Annotated in this window: 20 protein-coding genes and 1 tRNA gene; 9 read left to right on the top strand and 12 right to left on the bottom strand. The window is 70.3% G+C overall.

Annotation, left to right across the window (positions count from 1 at the left end; all coding sequences use genetic code 11):
* The first annotated feature begins 18 nt into the window (after positions 1-18).
* The 4 genes from fliF (at position 19) to fliP (ending at position 3,294) form a co-directional block, all read left to right on the top strand.
* Positions 19-1,608 (top strand): flagellar basal-body MS-ring/collar protein FliF, encoded by a 1,590-nt coding sequence (gene fliF, locus EPA64_RS03500; protein ID WP_134724868.1) that lies wholly within the window; start codon positions 19-21, stop codon positions 1,606-1,608.
* Positions 1,608-2,162: a hypothetical protein gene (locus EPA64_RS03495; protein ID WP_134724867.1), complete on the top strand. Its 555-nt coding sequence runs from the start codon at positions 1,608-1,610 to the stop codon at positions 2,160-2,162. The genes fliF and EPA64_RS03495 overlap by 1 nt, the downstream gene beginning before the upstream one ends.
* 2 nt (positions 2,163-2,164) lie before the next feature.
* Positions 2,165-2,422, top strand: a complete 258-nt coding sequence (locus EPA64_RS03490; RefSeq protein ID WP_134724866.1) for a FliM/FliN family flagellar motor switch protein — start codon at positions 2,165-2,167, stop codon at positions 2,420-2,422.
* 128 nt (positions 2,423-2,550) lie between these two features.
* Entirely contained in the window at positions 2,551-3,294 is a 744-nt protein-coding gene (gene fliP, locus EPA64_RS03485) for a flagellar type III secretion system pore protein FliP (RefSeq protein ID WP_246026590.1), read from the top strand.
* Positions 3,295-3,443: 149 nt separating this feature from the next.
* Here fliP and EPA64_RS03480 read toward each other — a convergent pair whose 3' ends face one another.
* The 4 genes from EPA64_RS03480 to EPA64_RS03465 all read right to left on the bottom strand — a co-directional run bounded on the left by EPA64_RS03480 (position 3,444) and on the right by EPA64_RS03465 (position 5,874).
* Positions 3,444-3,893 (bottom strand): GNAT family N-acetyltransferase, encoded by a 450-nt coding sequence (locus EPA64_RS03480; protein ID WP_134724864.1) that lies wholly within the window; start codon positions 3,891-3,893, stop codon positions 3,444-3,446.
* Positions 3,890-4,747 carry a tRNA (adenosine(37)-N6)-threonylcarbamoyltransferase complex dimerization subunit type 1 TsaB gene (gene tsaB, locus EPA64_RS03475; protein ID WP_342773348.1) on the bottom strand — a complete coding sequence of 286 codons (858 nt, stop codon included), beginning with the start codon at positions 4,745-4,747 and terminating at the stop codon, positions 3,890-3,892. The genes EPA64_RS03480 and tsaB overlap by 4 nt, the downstream gene beginning before the upstream one ends.
* Before the next feature lie 31 nt (positions 4,748-4,778).
* Positions 4,779-5,345 carry a NifU family protein gene (locus EPA64_RS03470; RefSeq protein ID WP_134724862.1) on the bottom strand — a complete coding sequence of 189 codons (567 nt, stop codon included), beginning with the start codon at positions 5,343-5,345 and terminating at the stop codon, positions 4,779-4,781.
* 73 nt (positions 5,346-5,418) lie between these two features.
* Complete coding sequence (locus EPA64_RS03465; protein ID WP_134724861.1) at positions 5,419-5,874, bottom strand: universal stress protein; 456 nt, start codon at positions 5,872-5,874, stop codon at positions 5,419-5,421.
* A 276-nt stretch (positions 5,875-6,150) separates the two neighbouring features.
* On the opposite strand from EPA64_RS03465, the gene EPA64_RS03460 reads away from it, so the two are divergent.
* Positions 6,151-6,777: a sugar transferase gene (locus EPA64_RS03460; RefSeq protein ID WP_134725123.1), complete on the top strand. Its 627-nt coding sequence runs from the start codon at positions 6,151-6,153 to the stop codon at positions 6,775-6,777.
* On the opposite strand, the gene truA is transcribed toward EPA64_RS03460, so the two are convergent.
* From truA to EPA64_RS03435, 5 genes are all read right to left on the bottom strand, one after another.
* The gene (gene truA / locus EPA64_RS03455) at positions 6,722-7,552 is read right to left on the bottom strand and encodes a tRNA pseudouridine(38-40) synthase TruA (protein ID WP_134724860.1); all 831 of its coding nucleotides are present in this window, start codon (positions 7,550-7,552) and stop codon (positions 6,722-6,724) included. The genes EPA64_RS03460 and truA overlap by 56 nt on opposite strands.
* On the bottom strand, positions 7,553-8,506 hold the full coding sequence (locus EPA64_RS03450; protein WP_134724859.1) for a 5-bromo-4-chloroindolyl phosphate hydrolysis family protein: 954 nt from the start codon (positions 8,504-8,506) through the stop codon (positions 7,553-7,555). It lies immediately after the preceding gene.
* A gap of 224 nt (positions 8,507-8,730) precedes the next feature.
* Positions 8,731-9,642, bottom strand: coding sequence for a glycosyltransferase family 2 protein (locus EPA64_RS03445; protein WP_134724858.1), 912 nt, complete (start codon positions 9,640-9,642; stop codon positions 8,731-8,733).
* Positions 9,643-9,850: 208 nt separating this feature from the next.
* Positions 9,851-9,924, bottom strand: a tRNA-Gly gene (locus EPA64_RS03440).
* Between the two features lie 68 nt (positions 9,925-9,992).
* On the bottom strand, positions 9,993-11,408 hold the full coding sequence (locus EPA64_RS03435; protein ID WP_246026589.1) for a Glu/Leu/Phe/Val family dehydrogenase: 1,416 nt from the start codon (positions 11,406-11,408) through the stop codon (positions 9,993-9,995).
* 247 nt (positions 11,409-11,655) lie between these two features.
* Here EPA64_RS03435 and EPA64_RS03430 point away from each other — a divergent pair, with 247 nt between their 5' ends.
* The 3 genes from EPA64_RS03430 (at position 11,656) to EPA64_RS03420 (ending at position 12,707) form a co-directional block, all read left to right on the top strand.
* The gene (locus EPA64_RS03430) at positions 11,656-11,991 is read left to right on the top strand and encodes a hypothetical protein (protein ID WP_134724857.1); all 336 of its coding nucleotides are present in this window, start codon (positions 11,656-11,658) and stop codon (positions 11,989-11,991) included.
* A gap of 5 nt (positions 11,992-11,996) precedes the next feature.
* Positions 11,997-12,272, top strand: coding sequence for an I78 family peptidase inhibitor (locus tag EPA64_RS03425; protein ID WP_134724856.1), 276 nt, complete (start codon positions 11,997-11,999; stop codon positions 12,270-12,272).
* A gap of 75 nt (positions 12,273-12,347) precedes the next feature.
* Complete coding sequence (locus tag EPA64_RS03420) at positions 12,348-12,707, top strand: DUF2794 domain-containing protein (protein ID WP_134724855.1); 360 nt, start codon at positions 12,348-12,350, stop codon at positions 12,705-12,707.
* Positions 12,708-12,731: 24 nt separating this feature from the next.
* On the opposite strand, the gene EPA64_RS03415 is transcribed toward EPA64_RS03420, so the two are convergent.
* From EPA64_RS03415 to EPA64_RS03405, 3 genes are all read right to left on the bottom strand, one after another.
* Entirely contained in the window at positions 12,732-13,079 is a 348-nt protein-coding gene (locus EPA64_RS03415) for a CsbD family protein (protein WP_134724854.1), read from the bottom strand.
* A 112-nt stretch (positions 13,080-13,191) separates the two neighbouring features.
* On the bottom strand, positions 13,192-15,054 hold the full coding sequence (locus EPA64_RS03410) for an extracellular solute-binding protein (RefSeq protein ID WP_134724853.1): 1,863 nt from the start codon (positions 15,052-15,054) through the stop codon (positions 13,192-13,194).
* Positions 15,055-15,271: 217 nt separating this feature from the next.
* Positions 15,272-15,814: a DUF1440 domain-containing protein gene (locus EPA64_RS03405; protein WP_134724852.1), complete on the bottom strand. Its 543-nt coding sequence runs from the start codon at positions 15,812-15,814 to the stop codon at positions 15,272-15,274.
* A gap of 140 nt (positions 15,815-15,954) precedes the next feature.
* Between EPA64_RS03405 and EPA64_RS03400 the strand changes: the two genes are divergently transcribed.
* The gene (locus tag EPA64_RS03400) at positions 15,955-16,737 is read left to right on the top strand and encodes a 3-hydroxybutyrate dehydrogenase (protein ID WP_134724851.1); all 783 of its coding nucleotides are present in this window, start codon (positions 15,955-15,957) and stop codon (positions 16,735-16,737) included.
* Positions 16,738-16,828: the final 91 nt, after the last annotated feature.

The raw sequence follows: 16,828 nt of genomic DNA, 5'->3' as shown, positions 1-16,828 counted from the left end.
GATTCGGGGGAATGGCGGATGCAGAAGCTGGCCGACTACTGGAAGGACCGCACGGCAGGACAGAAACAGGCGCTTGTGGCCGCATTCATGGTCACGTTCCTGGGCATCGCGGCGTTCGCGTGGCTGGGCAACCGCACCTCGATGGCGCTGCTGTATTCCGGGCTGGACGGCGCGCAGGCGGGCGAGGTCATGGCCGCGCTGGACAAGACCGGGGTCGCGTCGGAAATCCGCGGCGACGCGATCTGGGTCGATGCCGCCCAGCGCGACCGGCTGCGGATGACGCTGGCGGGCGAGGGGCTGCCGGCGGCGGGCAGCGCGGGATACGAGCTGCTGGACGGGATGTCGGGGTTCGGCACGACCTCGCAGATGTTCGACGCGGCCTATTGGCGCGCCAAGGAGGGCGAGCTGGCGCGCACCATCCTGGCCGTGCCGCAGATCAGGTCCGCGCGCGTCCACATCGCGGTTCCGCCCAGCCGCGGCTATCGCCGCAGCGAGGCGGGTTCCGCCTCGGTCACGGTGGTCACGGACGGATCGGCGCTGGATGCCAGGCAGGCCCGCTCGCTGCAGTTCCTGATCGCCTCGGGCGTGCCGGGGATGGACGCCGACCGCGTCAAGGTCATCGACAGCGCCCGCGGCGTGGTGTCCACCGGCGACGAAATCGCCAGCGCCGACCGCGCGGCCGAGATCAAGCGCAACGTCGAACGCATCCTGGAACCGCATGTCGGGCCGGGCAACGCCATCGTCGAGCTGAACCTGGACCTGGTCACCGAAACCGAACAGATGACCGAACAGCGCTTTGATCCCAGGGAACGGGCGCTGATCTCGCAGGAAAACGAGGAGACCTCGGACCAGTCGACCAACAGCGACCCCGGCGCGGTCACGGCGGCGTCGAACCTGCCCGAGGGGCAGCCGGCGGCGGGCGAGCAGAGCAAGACCGCGAGTTCGGAAACCCGGCAGCGCCAGAACTATGAGGTCAGCAAGGTCACGCGCGAGATCGTGCGCCAGCCCGGGGCGACGCGCCGGCTGACGGTCGCGGTGCTGGTCAACGGCACGGCCGGGGCCAGCTCCGACGGCACCCCGACGCTGGTGCCCCGGGGCGAGGCCGAGCTGGAATCGCTGCGCGAGCTGGTCGCGTCGGCCGTCGGCTTCGACGAAAGCCGGGGCGATGTGATCACGGTCAAATCGCTGCCCTTCGCGGCGCTGGGCGAGGGCGGCACCGCCGCATCCCAAGGCGGCCTGATAGACCGTCTGGCGCTGAACGACCTGGCGCGGCTGGCGCTGGTCGGGCTGTTCGCGCTGGCGCTGGCGATGCTGGTGCTGCGCCCCATCCTGAAGGCGCGGGCGCAGGCGGGGGCTGCGCCGGCGATGCTGGACATCTCGGGGCCGGGGACCGGCCCGATGCCCGCGATGCTTGCGGCGCCGCAGGCTGCGGCCGCCGGGGACTCGGGCCTGGCGCTGCCGGCGCTGTCGATGAACATGCCCGATTTCGACTTTGCCGGGCCGACCGTCGCGGACCCCGTGGCGCGGCTGCGCGAGCTGATGCGAGAGCGTCATGACGACAGCCTGCGCGTCCTCTCCGGCTGGATCGAGCAAAAGGAAAACGCGTGATGCTGCTGCAGCTGGAACGTTTCGACCGCGCGCGGGAACAGGCCCAGCCGGTGCCGCGGTTCGGGCCGGCCGACCTGGACGCGGCCCATGCCCGCGGCCTGGCCGAGGGCGCGGAGGCCGCCCGGCAGGACGCGACCGAACGGCTGATCGCCGAGCTGGCCGGGATGCAGGCGGCGCTGGCGCGCCATGACGCCGATCGGGCCGGCGAACGCCGCGCCGCCGTGCAGTCGCTGGCCCCGGTGCTGGACGCGCTGGTCGCCGGCGCCCTGCCGGCCGTGGCGCGCGCGCGGCTGCAGTCGGCGCTGCTGCAGGAACTGACGCGACTGGCCGACACGGCGCGACCCTTGCAGGGGGTGGTGCGCTGCGGCCCGGACCTGGCCCCCTTTGTCGCGGCCTGCGCCGAGCGCGCCGGGCTGACCGGGCTGGCCGTCGATGACAGCGGCCCGCCCGGCACCGCCGAGGCCCGCGTCACGGGCGGCGTCATCGCCTTTGACCAGCAATCGGCGGCGCAGGAGCTGCGGCAGCTTTTGTCAGAATTCATCGAGGGAGCGTGAGGATGGACGAGGTCGCAAGCCTTATCTCGACGGACCACATCCAGGTCGAGATCACCATCAGGCTGGGCCGCATCCGGCTGTCCGTGGCGGAACTGGGGGCGCTGCGGCCCGACGACGTGCTGCCGCTGGACCACGAGGTTGGCGACGGCGTCGACATCTGCATCGGCGAAAGGATCGTGGCGCGGGGCGAGCTGGTCGACGACGGCAGCGGCGACGGACGGCTTGCCGTGCGCATCCTCGGCCCGGCCCCGCGCGGATGACGGCCGCGCGACTTCGGCGGCGCGGAGACGCATGGCCGGACGCCCGTCGCGGCGAGGCGCGCGCCGCGTCTGCGGGGCCGGGTGTCCGGGACTTGCCGCAGTCGGCCCCGCGCCTGCGCCCCGGCCGGTTGGCCGCCGCGCTTGCCGCGTCGCTGCTGGCCCTGGCCGGGCCTGCCGCGGCGCAGGTCGGCGATGCCGGGGCTGCCCTGAACGGCTTGGGCGACAACGCCATCCTGCTGGTCGCGGGGCTGACGCTGCTGTCGCTGGCGCCCGGGATCGCGATCATGGTGACGTGTTTTCCCTTTGTCGTCACGGTGCTGTCGATCCTGCGCCAGTCCATCGGATTGCAGCAGTCGCCGCCCAACATGCTGATCGTCAGCCTGGCGCTGTTCCTGTCGTGGTATGTGATGGACCCCGTGCTGCGCGATGCGTGGCAGCGGGCCGGCGCGCCGCTGCAATCGGGCGAGATCACCCTGGCCGAGGCGTTCGACCGCGGCATCCCGCCGTTCCGCGATTTCATGGCCGGGCGCACCTCGCCCGACACGCTGGGCGCGCTGGCCGAGGTCGCGCCCCCCGGGATCGGCGGCGCCGACCCGGCCGTTCCGAACCGCATGGACCCCGACGCCGCGCCGCTGTCGCTGCTGGTCCCGGCCTTCATGCTGTCCGAGATCCAGCGCGCCTTTGCCATCGGGTTCATGGTCTCGCTGCCGTTCCTGATCATCGACCTGGTGGTGTCGGCGGTGCTGATGTCGATGGGCATGATGATGGTGCCGCCCACGGTGGTCGCGCTGCCGTTCAAGCTGGCGTTCTTTGTCGCCGTCGATGGCTGGGGGCTGGTCGCGGCCGCGCTGGTGCGGGGGTATCAGCCATGATCCGGGGGCTGGCCCAGCGCAAAGGTCGCCGCGGGCCGATGCATGGCCAGGGCGGGCCTGCGCGCGCGGATGGTTGCGCGCGCCGGGTCTCTCGCGCCGTCGGGGCGCGGGTCCGGGGTCTTTCGGATGCCGCTGCGGGCGGCGGCCCGTCAGACTGCCCGGTCCGCGACTGCCGCAGGGTCGATCGGCTGGCGCATGACCAGCGCGTCGATGCCGGGCGCGTAATATGCGCGGCGGCGGCCCGCGACCTGCCAACCCGCCCGGGCGTAGAGCGAAAGCGCCGCGGCGTTGTCCGACGCGACCTCGAGAAAGGCGGTCTCGGCGCCACGGCGGCAGGCTTCGGCCGCGAAGGCCGCGACCAGCGCGCGGCCCGCCCCGGCGCGGCGGGACGCGGGATCGACGGCCAGGGTCAGGATCTCGGCCTCTCCCGCGGCGGCCCGGCCCAGCAGGAAGCCTGCGCACCCGGGCGCGTCGCCCGGCGGATGGGTCAGCAGGAACACGCCGGGCGAGGAAAGCAGCCCGGCGAAGGCCGCGGCCGGCCAGGGTGGCGGATGGACGAAGCAGCGGGCGTGCAGCGCGGCAAGTTCCTGCGGCGTCACGGCAGCAACGGCGGGGCCGCGTCGCGCGGCGGGGCGGCATCGGCCGCGCGCAGATAGACCGGCGCGGGGCGGGGCAGCGGGCGGCCCTCGGCGGCCAGCCGTTCGGCCAGCAGGGCGATGGCGGCGGCCGGCGGCCACAGCGGCAGGGACGGGGGCGGGCCGGGGGGCAGGTCGTCCCGGCGGCTTTGCGCAGGACCGGGCGCCCCGGGCGCGGAACCGGCGTCACCGCCCGGCGCCCCCATCGCGCCCGTGCCGGTCGGGCCGGGATCGCGCTGCGCACCGGCCGCGCCGTGCCCGCCCGTCGCATCGCCCGCTCGACCTGCCGGATGCAGCGGAGCGACCGACGGATCGGCTGCACCGGCTGCACCGTGCCCGCCCGTCGCATCGCCCGCGCGACCTGCCGGATGCGGTGGAGCGACCGACGGACCGGCTGCGACCGCGCGCCCGTCCGCATGTCTTTCCTCGCGCCTGTCCGCATGCGCGTCCACGGCCGCGAAATCCTGCCACAGCACCTCGTCGCCGCGCAGCGGCACCACCACGCGGCAGGGGCGGGGCAGGTCCAGCGCAGCGGCTTCGGTCGTCGTGACCCCGACGGCGGGGATGCCCAGCGACAGCGCCAGCCCGCGCGCGGCGGCGACCGAGATGCGGACGCCGGTGAAATTGCCCGGACCGACGCCCACGCCGATGGCGGTCAGGTCGGACCAGCCGTGGCCGCTGCGCGCCAGCATGTCCTGGATCAGCGGGAACAGGCGCTCGGCCTGGCCGCGGGTCATCGGTTCGCGGCACTCGGCCAGAACCCGGCCGCCCGACACCAACGCGGCCGCGCAATGCGCGGCCGACGTGTCAAAGCCCAGGGTCAGCGATGCGGCCGCGTCCGGCGCGGCCTCAGGCGACAGGGCGAACCTCGACCACCTCGGGGATATAGTGGCGCAGCAGGTTCTCGATCCCCATCTTCAGCGTCAGCGTGGACGAGGGGCAGCCGGCGCAGGCGCCCTGCATGTGCAGATAGACGACGCCCCGGTCAAAGCCGTGAAAGGTGATGTCGCCGCCGTCCTGCGCCACCGCCGGGCGGACGCGGGTGTCCAGCAGTTCCTTGATCTGGTCCACGATTTCCGCATCGGGGCCGCTGTGGGCCGCATGGCCGCCGCCCGCCTGCGCGGTGCCGCCGTCCGCAAGCGCCGGCTGGCCCGACTGGTAATGTTCCATGATCGCGCCCAGGATCGACGGCTTGATCTGGTCCCACATCGCGGCGTCGGTCTTGGTGACGGTGACGAAATCCGACCCAAGGAACACCCCGGCCACGCCGGGAACCGCAAACAGCCGCGCGGCCAGGGGGCTGGCGGTCCCGGCCTCGGCGGTGGGGAAATCGGCCGTCCCGCTGTCCAGCACGGTCTCTCCGGGCAGGAATTTCAGCGTCGCCGGGTTCGGCGTCGTCTCGGTCTGGATGAACATCGCACGCTCCTGATACGCCAAGGATATGGTTGTCGGGGGGGTGCAAAGTCAAGATGCGCGGCCCCCCGGGCCCTCAGGTGATCTGTTCCAGCCTTTCGCGGGAAATGTCGCCCGGAACGATGGTCAGCGGGCAGGGCAGCGACGACATGTCGCGCAGCAGCCGCGTGATCAGCGGCCCCGGCCCGGTCGTTTCGGTCGAGGCGGCCAGCACCACGACGGCGATCTCGGGGTCTTCGGACATCTGGGCCATCAGCTCGGCGCAAGGGTCGCCCTCGCGCACGATCAGCTCGGGCTCGACCCCCGGGCGGTCGCGCATCCACTTGGCAAAGACCTCGAAATGCGCCTCGATCCGCTCGCGCGCCTCGGCCCGCATGACCTCGGCCACCCCGAAGCCGTGCTGGATCTCGTCGGCGGGAATGACGGACAGCACCTGCACCGCGCCGCCGGTCCGCGCCGCCCGCAGCGCTGCAAAGCGGATGGCGTTCAGGCATTCGCGGCTGTCATCCAGCACGACCAGAAACTTGCGCATGTCACTTCCCGGCAACACCCGTCGCATCGACAGACCGGCGCAGCCTGTCAAATCGGCGGAAAACCGACAAGGGGAAAGAAAATCTCATGACGCAGCGTTGGCTTGCAGCGTCAACCGTGATAATTCGACTGCTGCCCGACCGACGGCGCGCCGCAGCAAGCCAAGGTGCCACACGTGACAATCCACCACGACTGGGAAACGCTGAAATCGGCCGAGCTTGGGGGCTTGGCGCGGTCACGCGGATTCCGGTCGGGCGCGCGGGCCCGGCGCACCGGGATGTCCGTCGGAAAGCGGCTGTTCGACGTCGGCTTTGCGCTGTTCCTGCTGGTGCCGCTGTCGGTCGTGATCGGGTCGGTGGCGGCCGCGCTGCTGCTGGTGCAGGGGCGGCCGGTGTTCTACGTCTCGGACCGGATGCGCGCGCCGGGGCAGCCGTTCCGGCTGCTCAAGTTCCGCACCATGACGTTGACCGACGTCGATTCCGGGGCCACCGGCGCGCACAAGCACTGGCGCATCACGCCCTTTGGCCGGTTCCTGCGCCGCACCCGCATCGACGAGCTGCCGCAGCTGTTCAACATCCTGCGCGGCGACATGAGCTTTGTCGGCCCGCGCCCGCCGCTGCGCGAATATGTCGAGCGTTTTCCCACGCGCTATGCGCAGGTGCTGCGGACGCGCCCCGGCGTGACGGGGCTGGCCACGCTGATCTATCACGCGCACGAGGACCGGATCATGGCGCGCTGCCATTCCCCCGAGGCGACCGAGGATGCCTATTACCGCCGCTGCCTGCCGACCAAGCTGCGGCTGGACATGATCTATCAGCGCCGCCGTTCGATCTCGATGGATTTGTGGATCATCCTGAACACGGTGATGACGGTGCTGATCCCCGGCTGGCGTCGGCGGCGCTGACCCCGAAGGGATCGTCGGGGTAATCCACCCCCGTCAGATACAGGCCCTGCGGCGGGCAGACCGGCCCGCACGCCGCGCGGTCACGCGCCGCCAGCGCCTGCGCCACCCGGTCGGGCGGCCATGCCCCCGCGCCCACCCGTTCCAGCGTGCCGACGATGGACCGCACCTGATTGTGCAGGAACGACCGGGCCGACAGCGCGAACCGGTATTCCGTCCCGTGCGGGACCGGGTGGGTGGTGATGTCGATCCGGTCCAGCGTCTTCAGGGGGCTTGCCGACTGGCACATCGACGACCGGAAGGTGGTGAAGTCGTGCCGCCCCAGCAGATGCGCCGCGCCCTGCCGCATGGCATCGGCGTCCAGCGGCTGGCCGACCTGCCAGACCAGCCCGCGGTCGTGGGTGGCGGGCGCGCGCCGGGCCAGCAGGCGGAACAGGTAATGCCGCGCGGTCGCGGAAAACCGGGCGTGGAACGTGTCGGGCACGGGCATCGCGGCCAGCACGGCAACGGGGGCGGGCTTCAGGTGCCAGTTCAGCGCCTGCATCAGCCGGAACGCGTCCCAGTCGCGGGCCAGGTCGGCGTGGGCGACCTGCCCCGTCGCGTGGACGCCCGCGTCGGTGCGCCCGGCACCCGCGATCCGCGCCCCGGCGGCAAAGCCGGGGTCCAGCGCCGCCAGCGCGCGTTCGACCGCGCCCTGCACCGACGGCAGGGCGGACTGCGCCTGCCAGCCCGCAAAGGGGCCGCCGTCATACTCGATGCGCAGCGCGAAACGGGGCATTCAGCGCGGCGTCGGATCGCGCAGGATGGTGCGGAACAGGTCGTCCGCGGTCGCCTCGCGCCCGTCCTCCAGCGCGGGGCGCACGCCCTCGCGGGCCAGCCGGTCGCGCAGCACCTGGATCTCGATGTCCATGTCGGTGCGCCCGCCGGCGTGCAGCCGCTGCGTCAGCGCGGAAAAGCTGCGCTCAAGATCGTCCAGCAGCGATTCATAGTCGCGGCGCGCCCGGTCGTCGCGGGTCTGGGCATACAGATCCGCGAACTTGACCGAGGCGTCGCGCGCGCCTTGAAGATAGACCCCCAGATAACGGCGCGCGGCGGTCAGGTCGCCGGGATCCTGCTCGACCTGATCGAACAGCGCGCGCGCGGTTGCGGCGAACATGGCGACCCGCGATTCCAGCCGCCGGTCGCCCACGCGCAGGATGGCGTCCGACATGGCGCGCAGATGGGCCTCGGCGTCGGCCACCATGCGGGCGGCGCGGTCCTGCTGGAACGCATCGACGCCCTGCATCCCCTTGTCGCGCATCGGATCGGGACCAAAGGCCAGCCAGTGCAGCGCCGATCCGGTCAGCCCCAGCACTGCCGCCCCTGCAAAGGCGCCCGGTTCCGCCGCGCCCACCGCCAGCCCCAGCCCGGTCAGGATGCCGCCGAACAGCTTGCGCGGGATCGCCGGGCGGCGCGCGACGCGGCGGGCGTCATAGGCCGCCTCGGCCTGCAACCCCTCGCGCGTCAGCCACATCGCGCCGGCCATTGTGCCAAAGCCCGCAAGGTTCATGGCCATGCCCACCGCATCGCCCTGAAAGAACGCGCCCAGCAGGAACGGCACCGCCGCGGCGGTGATCCAGCGGGTGCGCGATTCGTGCGGATGGTGCAGGTCGCCGGGCGCGGGGCGCGCGGCGGCGCCCTGCGGCCCGTCCGGCGCGGGCGGGGAGAACGGGCCCCGGAAACGTCGTGCCATCGCGCGCCCTCAGCCGCCGACCAGGGCTGCGTAAAGCGTCACGCCGATCAGCAGAAAGAACGACAGGCGCTGGCGGGCATTGCGGGACATCGGCAACCTTTCACTGGCCATGCACAGGCTGCGCGCGGGGCGTCATGCGGTCAACCCCGCAGCCGGGCGGTTGTTCCGCCTTGTTCGGAACAGGCAACGTCAACAGCCGCGGCAATTGCGGACATGCGCGGCCGTCACTGCGGCCGGGTCGCTGGGGCTGACAAGGCATGATCTTCGCCGAAATGCTTCGATATGACCGTGTCGAAGTCCATGAAGACGCGGCGCCCCGCGCCCAGGTTGATCAGAGATTCTGCACGTTGGGCGTCGAAGTGGTTGATGCGGTGATAAAGCGCCTTCAGTTCACCGTCCCCTTCCTCGGCCCCGGCGGCCGCAAGGATCCTGCCGGACAGCTCTGGCCCGAACGAGCTGTTCCGGCTGCGCCGCAATGCCGCCGATCCCCAGGCCTCGAAATCCTGCGAATTGAAATGAAGAAGGAAAACGCCGCTCTCCTTGGCCCATTTCCGGTTTCTGGTTCTCTTGTTCGTCGAAGGATGTATTCCGTTGTGCTCTTGCACAAGCAGGTCGCCCAGGCCCGTGCGGTGAGCGGACTTTCCGAACGCATGGCTCATCAGGCCTTGCCTTTTGGCCATCATGTCCGCCGCATCGCCATAGACGGCACTGATTGTCTGCTCGTCCATCGGCAGCCGGAAAAGGTGCCAGCCCGGCCCGTGATCGTTCGAGAGCTGTTCGGCGGGACGAATGACCACCGTCTCGATTTCCGGCGGTATTTCGGCCAGTCTTTCCGACAACCGGCCCGTCTCGCAATAGACAAGTTCGTCGCAATCGACGCGCAGCAGCCAGTCTTCGGTTATCCGCGGATACAGATACGTGCCAGCGACAATCTGCGGGGGCTTGGGATCGTCCGGCGCTACCTCCATTGCGGCGCGCAGGTTGTCGGTGAAGGGCAGGCATTCGATTTTCGGATGACCGGCCAGCATGGCGATATGCCGGTCGTCGGGATCGTGGAACACGATGTAAATGCGCGACGCGCCCAGTTCGAGATACCACGAGACGAAGCGCATGACTTCGTAGGTGGTGTTTTTCATCACGACAACGACTGACCACGTGGCTTCTGACACTCGTCTCTCCGAAACTCGAAATTGCTGTTGTCGAGGAAATCTGTTCTCTCGAACCCGCACTTGCCAGATCGGACCGGCCCGTCAGGGCGTGATCTCGGGCTGACAATTCCAACGGCAGGTCGCGCTTGTATGCAATGATCCGTCAGGCCAGACGCCCGGCGGGCTGTGATGATGATGGAGCGGGTGATGGGAATCGAACCCACGTATTCAGCTTGGAAGGCTGCTGCTCTACCATTGAGCTACACCCGCGCCGGGCGAGGTATAGGGCAAAGCGGGCCGGGCGCGCAAGCGGCGCCGCGGCCGCCCGCGGCCCGGCCTTACAGCCCCAGCGCCTGATAGGTCGCGGCGATGCGCCGGATCGCCACGATATAGGCGGCGGTGCGCAGGTTGCCCACCTTGGGGTCGCCGTCGACGACCGTCACCATCTGCTGGAAGGCGGCGCGCATGGTGTCGTCCAGGCCCGAGCGCACCAGCTCCAGCTCGTCCGCGCCGCGCAGGTATTTCTGCTTGAAGCCCTCGGACAGGGTCCAGCCCAGGCTGTGGTCGTCCGACAGGCGTTCCAGTTCCTGCACCAGCAGGTGGTGGCGCGCCTCTTCCTGCCGGCGTTCCAGGCGGCCGAAGTTGATGTGCGACAGGTTCTTGACCCATTCGAAATAGCTGACCGTCACGCCGCCCGCGTTGGCATACATGTCGGGCACGATGACCTTGCCGGCCTGGCGCAGGATGGCGTCGCCCTCGGCGGTGATGGGGCCGTTGGCGGCCTCGACGATCATGGGCGCGCGGATGCGGGCCGCGTTCCCCTCGTGGATCACGGCTTCGAGCGCGGCGGGGATCAGGATGTCGCAGTCCAGTTCCAGCGCCTTGTCGGCGTCCGGCTCGAACGTGGCGCCGGGGAAATCGCGCACGCCGCCGGTCTCGCGCATGTGCGCGTGCAGGTCGGCGATGTTCAGCCCGGCGGGGTTCATCACCGCGCCGTCGCGTTCGGCCACGGCGATGATGCGCGCGCCATCCTCGGACGACAGGAACTCGGCCGCGTGAAAGCCCACGTTGCCCAGGCCCTGCACGACGATGCGCTTGCCGTCCAGCGTGCCGTCCAGCCCGGCCTGCGCCAGCACGGGGGGCGTGCGGAAGACCTCGCGCAGGGCGTATTGCACGCCGCGGCCCGTCGCCTCGATCCGCCCCGCGATGCCGCCGAAGCCGATGGGCTTGCCGGTGACGCAGGCGCGGGCGTCGATATCCTCGGGGTGCAGGCGCTTATAGGCGTCGGCCATCCACGCCATCTCGCGCTCGCCCGTGCCCATGTCGGGGGCGGGGACGTTCTGGCTGGGCGAGATCAGCGAGCGGCGCGACAACTCATAGGTGAAGCGGCGGGTGATGCGCTCCAGCTCGTCCTCGTCCCAGGCGCGGGGGTCGATGCGCAGCCCCCCCTTGGACCCGCCGAAGGGCAGTTCGACCAGCGCGCATTTATAGGTCATCAGCGCGGCCAGCGCCTCGACCTCGTCCTGGTCGACGTTCATCGCATAGCGGATGCCGCCCTTGACGGGTTCGTGGTGTTCCGAATGGACCGAGCGATAGCCGACGAAGGTGTGGATCGCGCCCCGCAGCCGCACCCCGAACCGCACCGTATAGGTCGAGTTGCAGACCCGGATCTTCTCCTCGAGCCCCGGCGGCAGGTCCAGCAGGCTGGCCGCGTGGGTGAACATCTGATCGACAGAGGCGCGGAAGGACGACATGGATACCCCACGATGACATGCGACAAAGGTCCGGGCATTGATGCACGAACGCCGGCGTTTGCCAACAAGGCGCGGGCCCCGGTTGCGCCGTGTCATGCCCACAAGTTGATCGCCGGGGACGTCGCGGGCGATGCACGGGCGCAACATCCGTGACAAGCTGCAGCGCAAGGGGCTGCGCGCCGTTCCGCACAGGCCGCGGCCCTGATATGCCGACACCTGAACCCGCGACGGACAGAACGATAGCCACATGAAGAAACTGTTACTTGTTGCCCTTGCCGCGGCCCCGCTGGCCGCCTGCGCGCCCGCGCCCAGTGCCGGCCCGGTCGTCGTGGTCGATCCCGCGCCGGTCGCGGTGCCCGTCACCGGCGTCGCGGGCCTGCAGTCGCGCGAACCCGACGCCTGCCACGCGGGCGATTATGTCGCGGCGCTGGGCCAGCCGGGCACCGTGATCCCGACGCTGGGCGTGACGCGCCAGTATCGCGTCGTCGAATACCGCGGGATCGAGCCGCAGGAATACGATCCGCTGCGGATCGTGTTCCGGCTGGATGCCGCCGGCCGTATCCAGAACGTCGATTGCGGATGATCGCCATGACCCGACTGCTTGCCACCCTGCCGCTGATCCTGCTGGCCGCCTGCGTCCAGCCCCATCCCCCCGCGACCCCGCCGGTGGACGACGACCTGTGCAAGGCCGCCGCCATGCAGGGGCTGGTGGGCCAGCCCCAGTCGGTGCTGGCGACCATGCTGCTGCCCGCCGGCAGCCGCGTGATCGGCCCGAACGACGCCGTGACGATGGATTTCCGGGCCGAGCGCCTGAACGTCGAGATCGGCGCCGACGGGCGCATCGCCAAGGTCGCCTGTTACTGACGCTGCCGCGGGGCCGGACACCGGCCCCGCATCACGCCGGTTGATCGGCGCGCGCGGGCCTGTCACCATCGGGGCATGACGATCCAGCCCCCGACCTCGCCCGCGCCCGGCGCCCCCGCCATCCCGGCCCCCGCACCCGATGTCGTGGCCTTCGACCGGCGAGAGCTTGGGGTGATCCTGTCGGTCTATGGCCGGATGGTGGCCGCCGGGGAATGGCGCGACTATGCGATGTCGTTCCTGCGGGACGTCGCGGTGTTTTCCGTGTTCCGCCGCGCGGCCGAAACGCCGATCTATCGCATCGAAAAGCGGCCGCGGCTGCGCGGCGCGCAAGGCATGTACGCCGTGGTGGGCATGGACGGGCGCATCCTGCGGCGCGGGCACGACCTTGCGGTCGTGCTGCGGGTGCTGGAACGCAAGCTGATCCGCCCGGTCTGAACGCGGACGCGCGCCGGGGGGCGGTCAGCGGTTGCGGTCGCCGTCGTCGGGATAGTCGTCGTCGTCGCCGAAACGCGCGTCGTCGGCGTATTCATCCTCGCCCTCGCCCACGTATTTGGACGACAGCGCGATCGAGTGGTTGTCGTGGATCGGGTCCATGACGACGTCCGACGGGATCTCTCCGGTCAGCCATTCGCGGATTTCCTCGCGCGCCTCGGACGGCTCAAGCCCGCTGACCTCGGCGATATAGGCGACGAATGCGCGCTGGTCGCCGTCGATCTCGTCCAGGTCGGCGTCGTCGGCGTTGTCCCATTTTTCCTTGATCGCCTCGTAGAAGGCGGTCCAGTTCTGCTGCACATGCGCCCATTTCATCGGCGGACTCTCCTGTTGTTACCGATGGCGCCACAGCCATCTTCCAAGGCGGAAACAACGGCTGCCCTTGCTGGTTCCCGCGTGCCCATCCTGCGCGCTTGCGGCGGCGCTGTCATGGGGCCGGTTCGGCCCACCAGGTTTCCGGCATGAACCCCGGCCAGTCGCCATAGATTGGCAGGCGGGCCGGATGGTGCAGCGACGCCGCATGGGCGATGCGGCTGACGGGCGAGAAGGACACCGGGATGACATGGCGCCCGGCGGTCAGGATGCGGTCCAGCGCCTGCACGGCCGCGGCGTGATCCTCGGCCGAGGTGGCGTTGACCATCGCCGCGATCATCGCGTCCACGGCGGGGCTTTGCAGCCCCATCCAGTTCTTGCTGCCGGGTTCGGTCGCGCTGGCCGACCCCCAGTAAAGCGCCTGCTCGTTGCCCGGCGACAGCGACAGGCCGCGTTCATACCACGTCATGTCAAAGGCAAAGTTGTTCGTCCGCTCGATATATTGCGCGCTGTCCAGCGAGGTGACGCGGGGCGTGATGCCCAGCGGCTTCAGCGCCTGGATATAGATGTCCACGATCTTCTGGACCTCGCTGCCCGACCGCATGGCGCTGCCCGACTGGTTCAGCAGGATCTCGAACGCGAACGGCCGCCCCTGCGCGTCGGCCAGCCGGCCGTCCTGCACGGTCCAGCCCGCTTGTTCCAGCAGCGCCATCGCGGCGCGGATGCCCTTGCGGTCCAGCGACCGTTCGGCCCCCTCGGGCAGGGCATAGCCCTCGATCGTGCCGGGGGGCAGGTCGGCGGCGAAGGGCGCCAGCAGCGCGGCCACCCGGCCGGTCGCGGGTCCGGGCTGCATCGCCAGCGCCGAGTTTGCGAAATAGCTGGTGATGCGCGGATCGGCCCCGCCGGTCAGCGTCATGTTGATAAAGCGGAAGTTGAATGCCTCGATCATCGCCTGCCGCACGCGCCAGTCGGCAAAGACCGGATTGCGGCTGTTCATCACCAGCCCCATGATCCCCGACGGCCGCTGGTGGGGGATCTCGGCCTTGACCACGCGCCCGTCCACCGCGGCGGGAAAGCCGTATTCGCTGGCCCAGCGGGCGCCGTTCAGTTCCCGCCACAGGCTCACGTCGCCGGCCTTGAACGCCTCGAACATGGCGGCGGTGTCGCCGAAGTAATCATAGCGGATGACGTCCAGGTTGTTCAGGCCGCGGTTCACCGGCAGGTCGCGGCCCCAGTAATCCGGGTCGCGGCGAAAGGTGATCGACCGTCCCGCATCGACCTGATCGACGACATAGGCCCCCGACCCGATGGGGACTTCCAGCCCCGACGCGGCGAAGTCGCGGCCCTGCCACTGCGCCTTTTTCAGGATCGGGCGCATCCCCATCAGCAGCGGCAGCTCTCGGTCCTGCACGTTGAAGGTGAACCGGACGCTGCGCGCGCCGGTCTGTTCCATCCGCGCGACCTTTTTCCAGGCGCCGTGATAACGCGGGTGGCCGACGGTTCCCAGCGTCTCATAGGACCACATCACGTCCGCGATGGTGACGGGCGAGCCGTCGGAGAACCGCGCCTGCGGGCGGAGGGTGAACTCGACCCAGCTGCGGTCGGGCGCCGTCTCTACGCTTTCGGCCAGCAGGCCATACAGGGTGAACGGCTCGTCGATGGACCGGAACATCAGCGTCTCGGCGACATGGGTGCCCACGGCCCAGACGGGGTTGCCTTTCAGAACCCAGGGCTTCAGCGAATCGAACGTCCCCGGCTCGGCCAGGCGAATCGTCCCGCCCTGGGCTGCGTCGGGGTTGGCATAGGGCAGGTGGGTGAACCCCTGTGGCAAGGCGGGTTCTCCATACATTGCAATGGCATGGGCAGGCGCGGCAGCACTTGCCAGCGGCATCCCTGCAACACCGCCGGCCGCCAGCACGATCACGCGCAGCGCACGGCCAATCGCGGAATCGTTAAGGATTTCGAAGATTCGCCCCATGCCCAGCCCCCGCCCGGCCCGGTCTGCCGCCGGGTCTTTCCCCACCAGTAACCGCCGGTTAACCGCGTGGCAAACGGACCCCTTGGACTCGGGGGGGGAAAGGCGTATATCGGATGCACTGCTCGATAGGTTTCTTGCCTGTATGAAACCTGCCTCATGACTTGGCGCCCGCCTTGTGCGGGCGTCTTTTTTTGTTGCTCGCCCGCAGGTTGCGCGTTCAGCGCCGCCGGTGCCGCCGGGGCGGGCCGTCCATCAGCCGCATCGCACCCTCCAGCACCGCGCCATAGACCAGATGCGCGACCAGCCCGCGTGCGTGCGCCTGCCACGGATAGGCGCGGGGCCTGGCGCCAAGGCCGCTGACGGTGTTCATCCCCTCGTCCTGGGCCAGAAACAGCCCCAGCCCGAACAGCGTCCCGCCGCCCGCGGCCAGCCCCGGCGCCCGGTCCCGCGCCGCCGCATAGGCCAGCGCCGGGGCCATGCCGAGGGCGAAATGGACGGCCACGCCCGCCGGATGCTGGTTGTCGCGGCCGCGGGGTTCGATGTCGGTGCCCATCGCGCGGGCCAGCTTGCGCGCGATGACATGGCCGGGGTCCAGCCCGTCCGGCCGCACGCTGCGGGTCCGCTGGCGCGTTTCGGGGTCAAGCCGGTTCCACATGAACCAGTCCAGCCGGTCCAGCGCCACCGAGGCTGCGACCCCCGCGACCGCGCCCTTGATCAGCGCCGCGCCCAGGTCGTCGTCCGAGTCGTCGTGACGTGTCATGATCGTCCACTCCATCGGGTCAGGATGCGGGTCGAACGGGCGGCGGCCGCCGGCGGTTCCTGCCGGCCAGCCGCAGGAAGGGGCTGGCGGGCGCGGCGCGCCGGGCGCTAAGGTCGCGCGACGCAAGACGGGGGACGGACATGGCGGACAGGGTTCTGACGGGCAAGACGGCGGTCGTGACCGGGTCGAACAGCGGCATCGGGCTGGGCGTGGCCGAGGCGCTGGCCGCCGCCGGGGCCGATCTGGTCATCAACAGCTTTACCGACACCCCCGAGGATCATGCCCTGGCCGAGCGGCTGGCCGCCGACCACGGCGTCGCGGTCCGTTACATCGCCGCCGACATGAGCAAGCCCGACCAGTGCCGCGCGCTGGTCGAAAAGGCCGGGCGCTGCGATATCCTGGTCAACAACGCGGGCATCCAGCACGTCGCGCCGATCCCCGAGTTTCCGATGGACAAATGGGACGCGATCATCGCCATCAACCTGTCCAGCGCCTTCCACACCACCGCCGCGGCGCTGCCGATGATGCGGGCGGCGGGCTGGGGACGGGTCATCAACGTCGCCTCGGCGCACGGGCTGACGGCCAGCCCGTTCAAGTCGGCCTATGTCGCGGCCAAGCACGGCGTCGTCGGCCTCACCAAGGTCACCGCGCTTGAGGCGGCGGGCGAGGGGATCACCTGCAACGCCATCTGCCCTGGCTATGTGCTGACCCCGATCATCGAAAAGCAGATTCCCGACCAGATGCAGACCCACGGCATGACGCGCGAGGACGTGATCGCCAAGGTGATGCTGGCGCGCCAGCCCTCGGGTCAGTTCGCCACGGTCGAGCAGATCGGCGGCACGGCGGTGTTTCTGTGCAGCGAGGCCGCGGCGCAGGTCACGGGCACGACGATCAGCGTGGACGGGGGCTGGACGGCGCTGTAGGCGCCGCGGCCCAGCCGCCCAGCCGCCCGCGGGGCGTTCGCCCGGCCGGCCCAGTCGCTCTTACCGCCATTCGCCCGATCCTTCGCACGGC

It is taken from the genome of Paracoccus luteus (assembly GCF_004522155.1).
GTDB lineage: Bacteria > Pseudomonadota > Alphaproteobacteria > Rhodobacterales > Rhodobacteraceae > Paracoccus > Paracoccus luteus.
Note: the sequence above shows the minus strand (reverse complement) of the source record. Positions and strands in the feature narration are given on the sequence as shown.

Bases quoted from the DNA above. Each gene is read 5' to 3' on its own strand.
- fliF (WP_134724868.1), top strand. From the start codon at position 19: ATGCAGAAGCTGGCCGACTACTGGAAGGACCGCACGGCAGGACAGAAA.
- EPA64_RS03495 (WP_134724867.1), top strand. From the start codon at position 1,608: ATGCTGCTGCAGCTGGAACGTTTCGACCGCGCGCGGGAACAGGCCCAG.
- EPA64_RS03490 (WP_134724866.1), top strand. From the start codon at position 2,165: ATGGACGAGGTCGCAAGCCTTATCTCGACGGACCACATCCAGGTCGAG.
- EPA64_RS03470 (WP_134724862.1), bottom strand. From the start codon at position 5,345: ATGTTCATCCAGACCGAGACGACGCCGAACCCGGCGACGCTGAAATTC.
- EPA64_RS03465 (WP_134724861.1), bottom strand. From the start codon at position 5,874: ATGCGCAAGTTTCTGGTCGTGCTGGATGACAGCCGCGAATGCCTGAAC.
- EPA64_RS03460 (WP_134725123.1), top strand. From the start codon at position 6,151: ATGTCCGTCGGAAAGCGGCTGTTCGACGTCGGCTTTGCGCTGTTCCTG.
- truA (WP_134724860.1), bottom strand. From the start codon at position 7,552: ATGCCCCGTTTCGCGCTGCGCATCGAGTATGACGGCGGCCCCTTTGCG.
- EPA64_RS03450 (WP_134724859.1), bottom strand. From the start codon at position 8,506: ATGGCACGACGTTTCCGGGGCCCGTTCTCCCCGCCCGCGCCGGACGGG.
- EPA64_RS03445 (WP_134724858.1), bottom strand. From the start codon at position 9,642: ATGAAAAACACCACCTACGAAGTCATGCGCTTCGTCTCGTGGTATCTC.
- EPA64_RS03435 (WP_246026589.1), bottom strand. From the start codon at position 11,408: ATGTCGTCCTTCCGCGCCTCTGTCGATCAGATGTTCACCCACGCGGCC.
- EPA64_RS03430 (WP_134724857.1), top strand. From the start codon at position 11,656: ATGAAGAAACTGTTACTTGTTGCCCTTGCCGCGGCCCCGCTGGCCGCC.
- EPA64_RS03425 (WP_134724856.1), top strand. From the start codon at position 11,997: ATGACCCGACTGCTTGCCACCCTGCCGCTGATCCTGCTGGCCGCCTGC.
- EPA64_RS03420 (WP_134724855.1), top strand. From the start codon at position 12,348: ATGACGATCCAGCCCCCGACCTCGCCCGCGCCCGGCGCCCCCGCCATC.
- EPA64_RS03415 (WP_134724854.1), bottom strand. From the start codon at position 13,079: ATGAAATGGGCGCATGTGCAGCAGAACTGGACCGCCTTCTACGAGGCG.
- EPA64_RS03410 (WP_134724853.1), bottom strand. From the start codon at position 15,054: ATGGGGCGAATCTTCGAAATCCTTAACGATTCCGCGATTGGCCGTGCG.
- EPA64_RS03405 (WP_134724852.1), bottom strand. From the start codon at position 15,814: ATGACACGTCACGACGACTCGGACGACGACCTGGGCGCGGCGCTGATC.
- EPA64_RS03400 (WP_134724851.1), top strand. From the start codon at position 15,955: ATGGCGGACAGGGTTCTGACGGGCAAGACGGCGGTCGTGACCGGGTCG.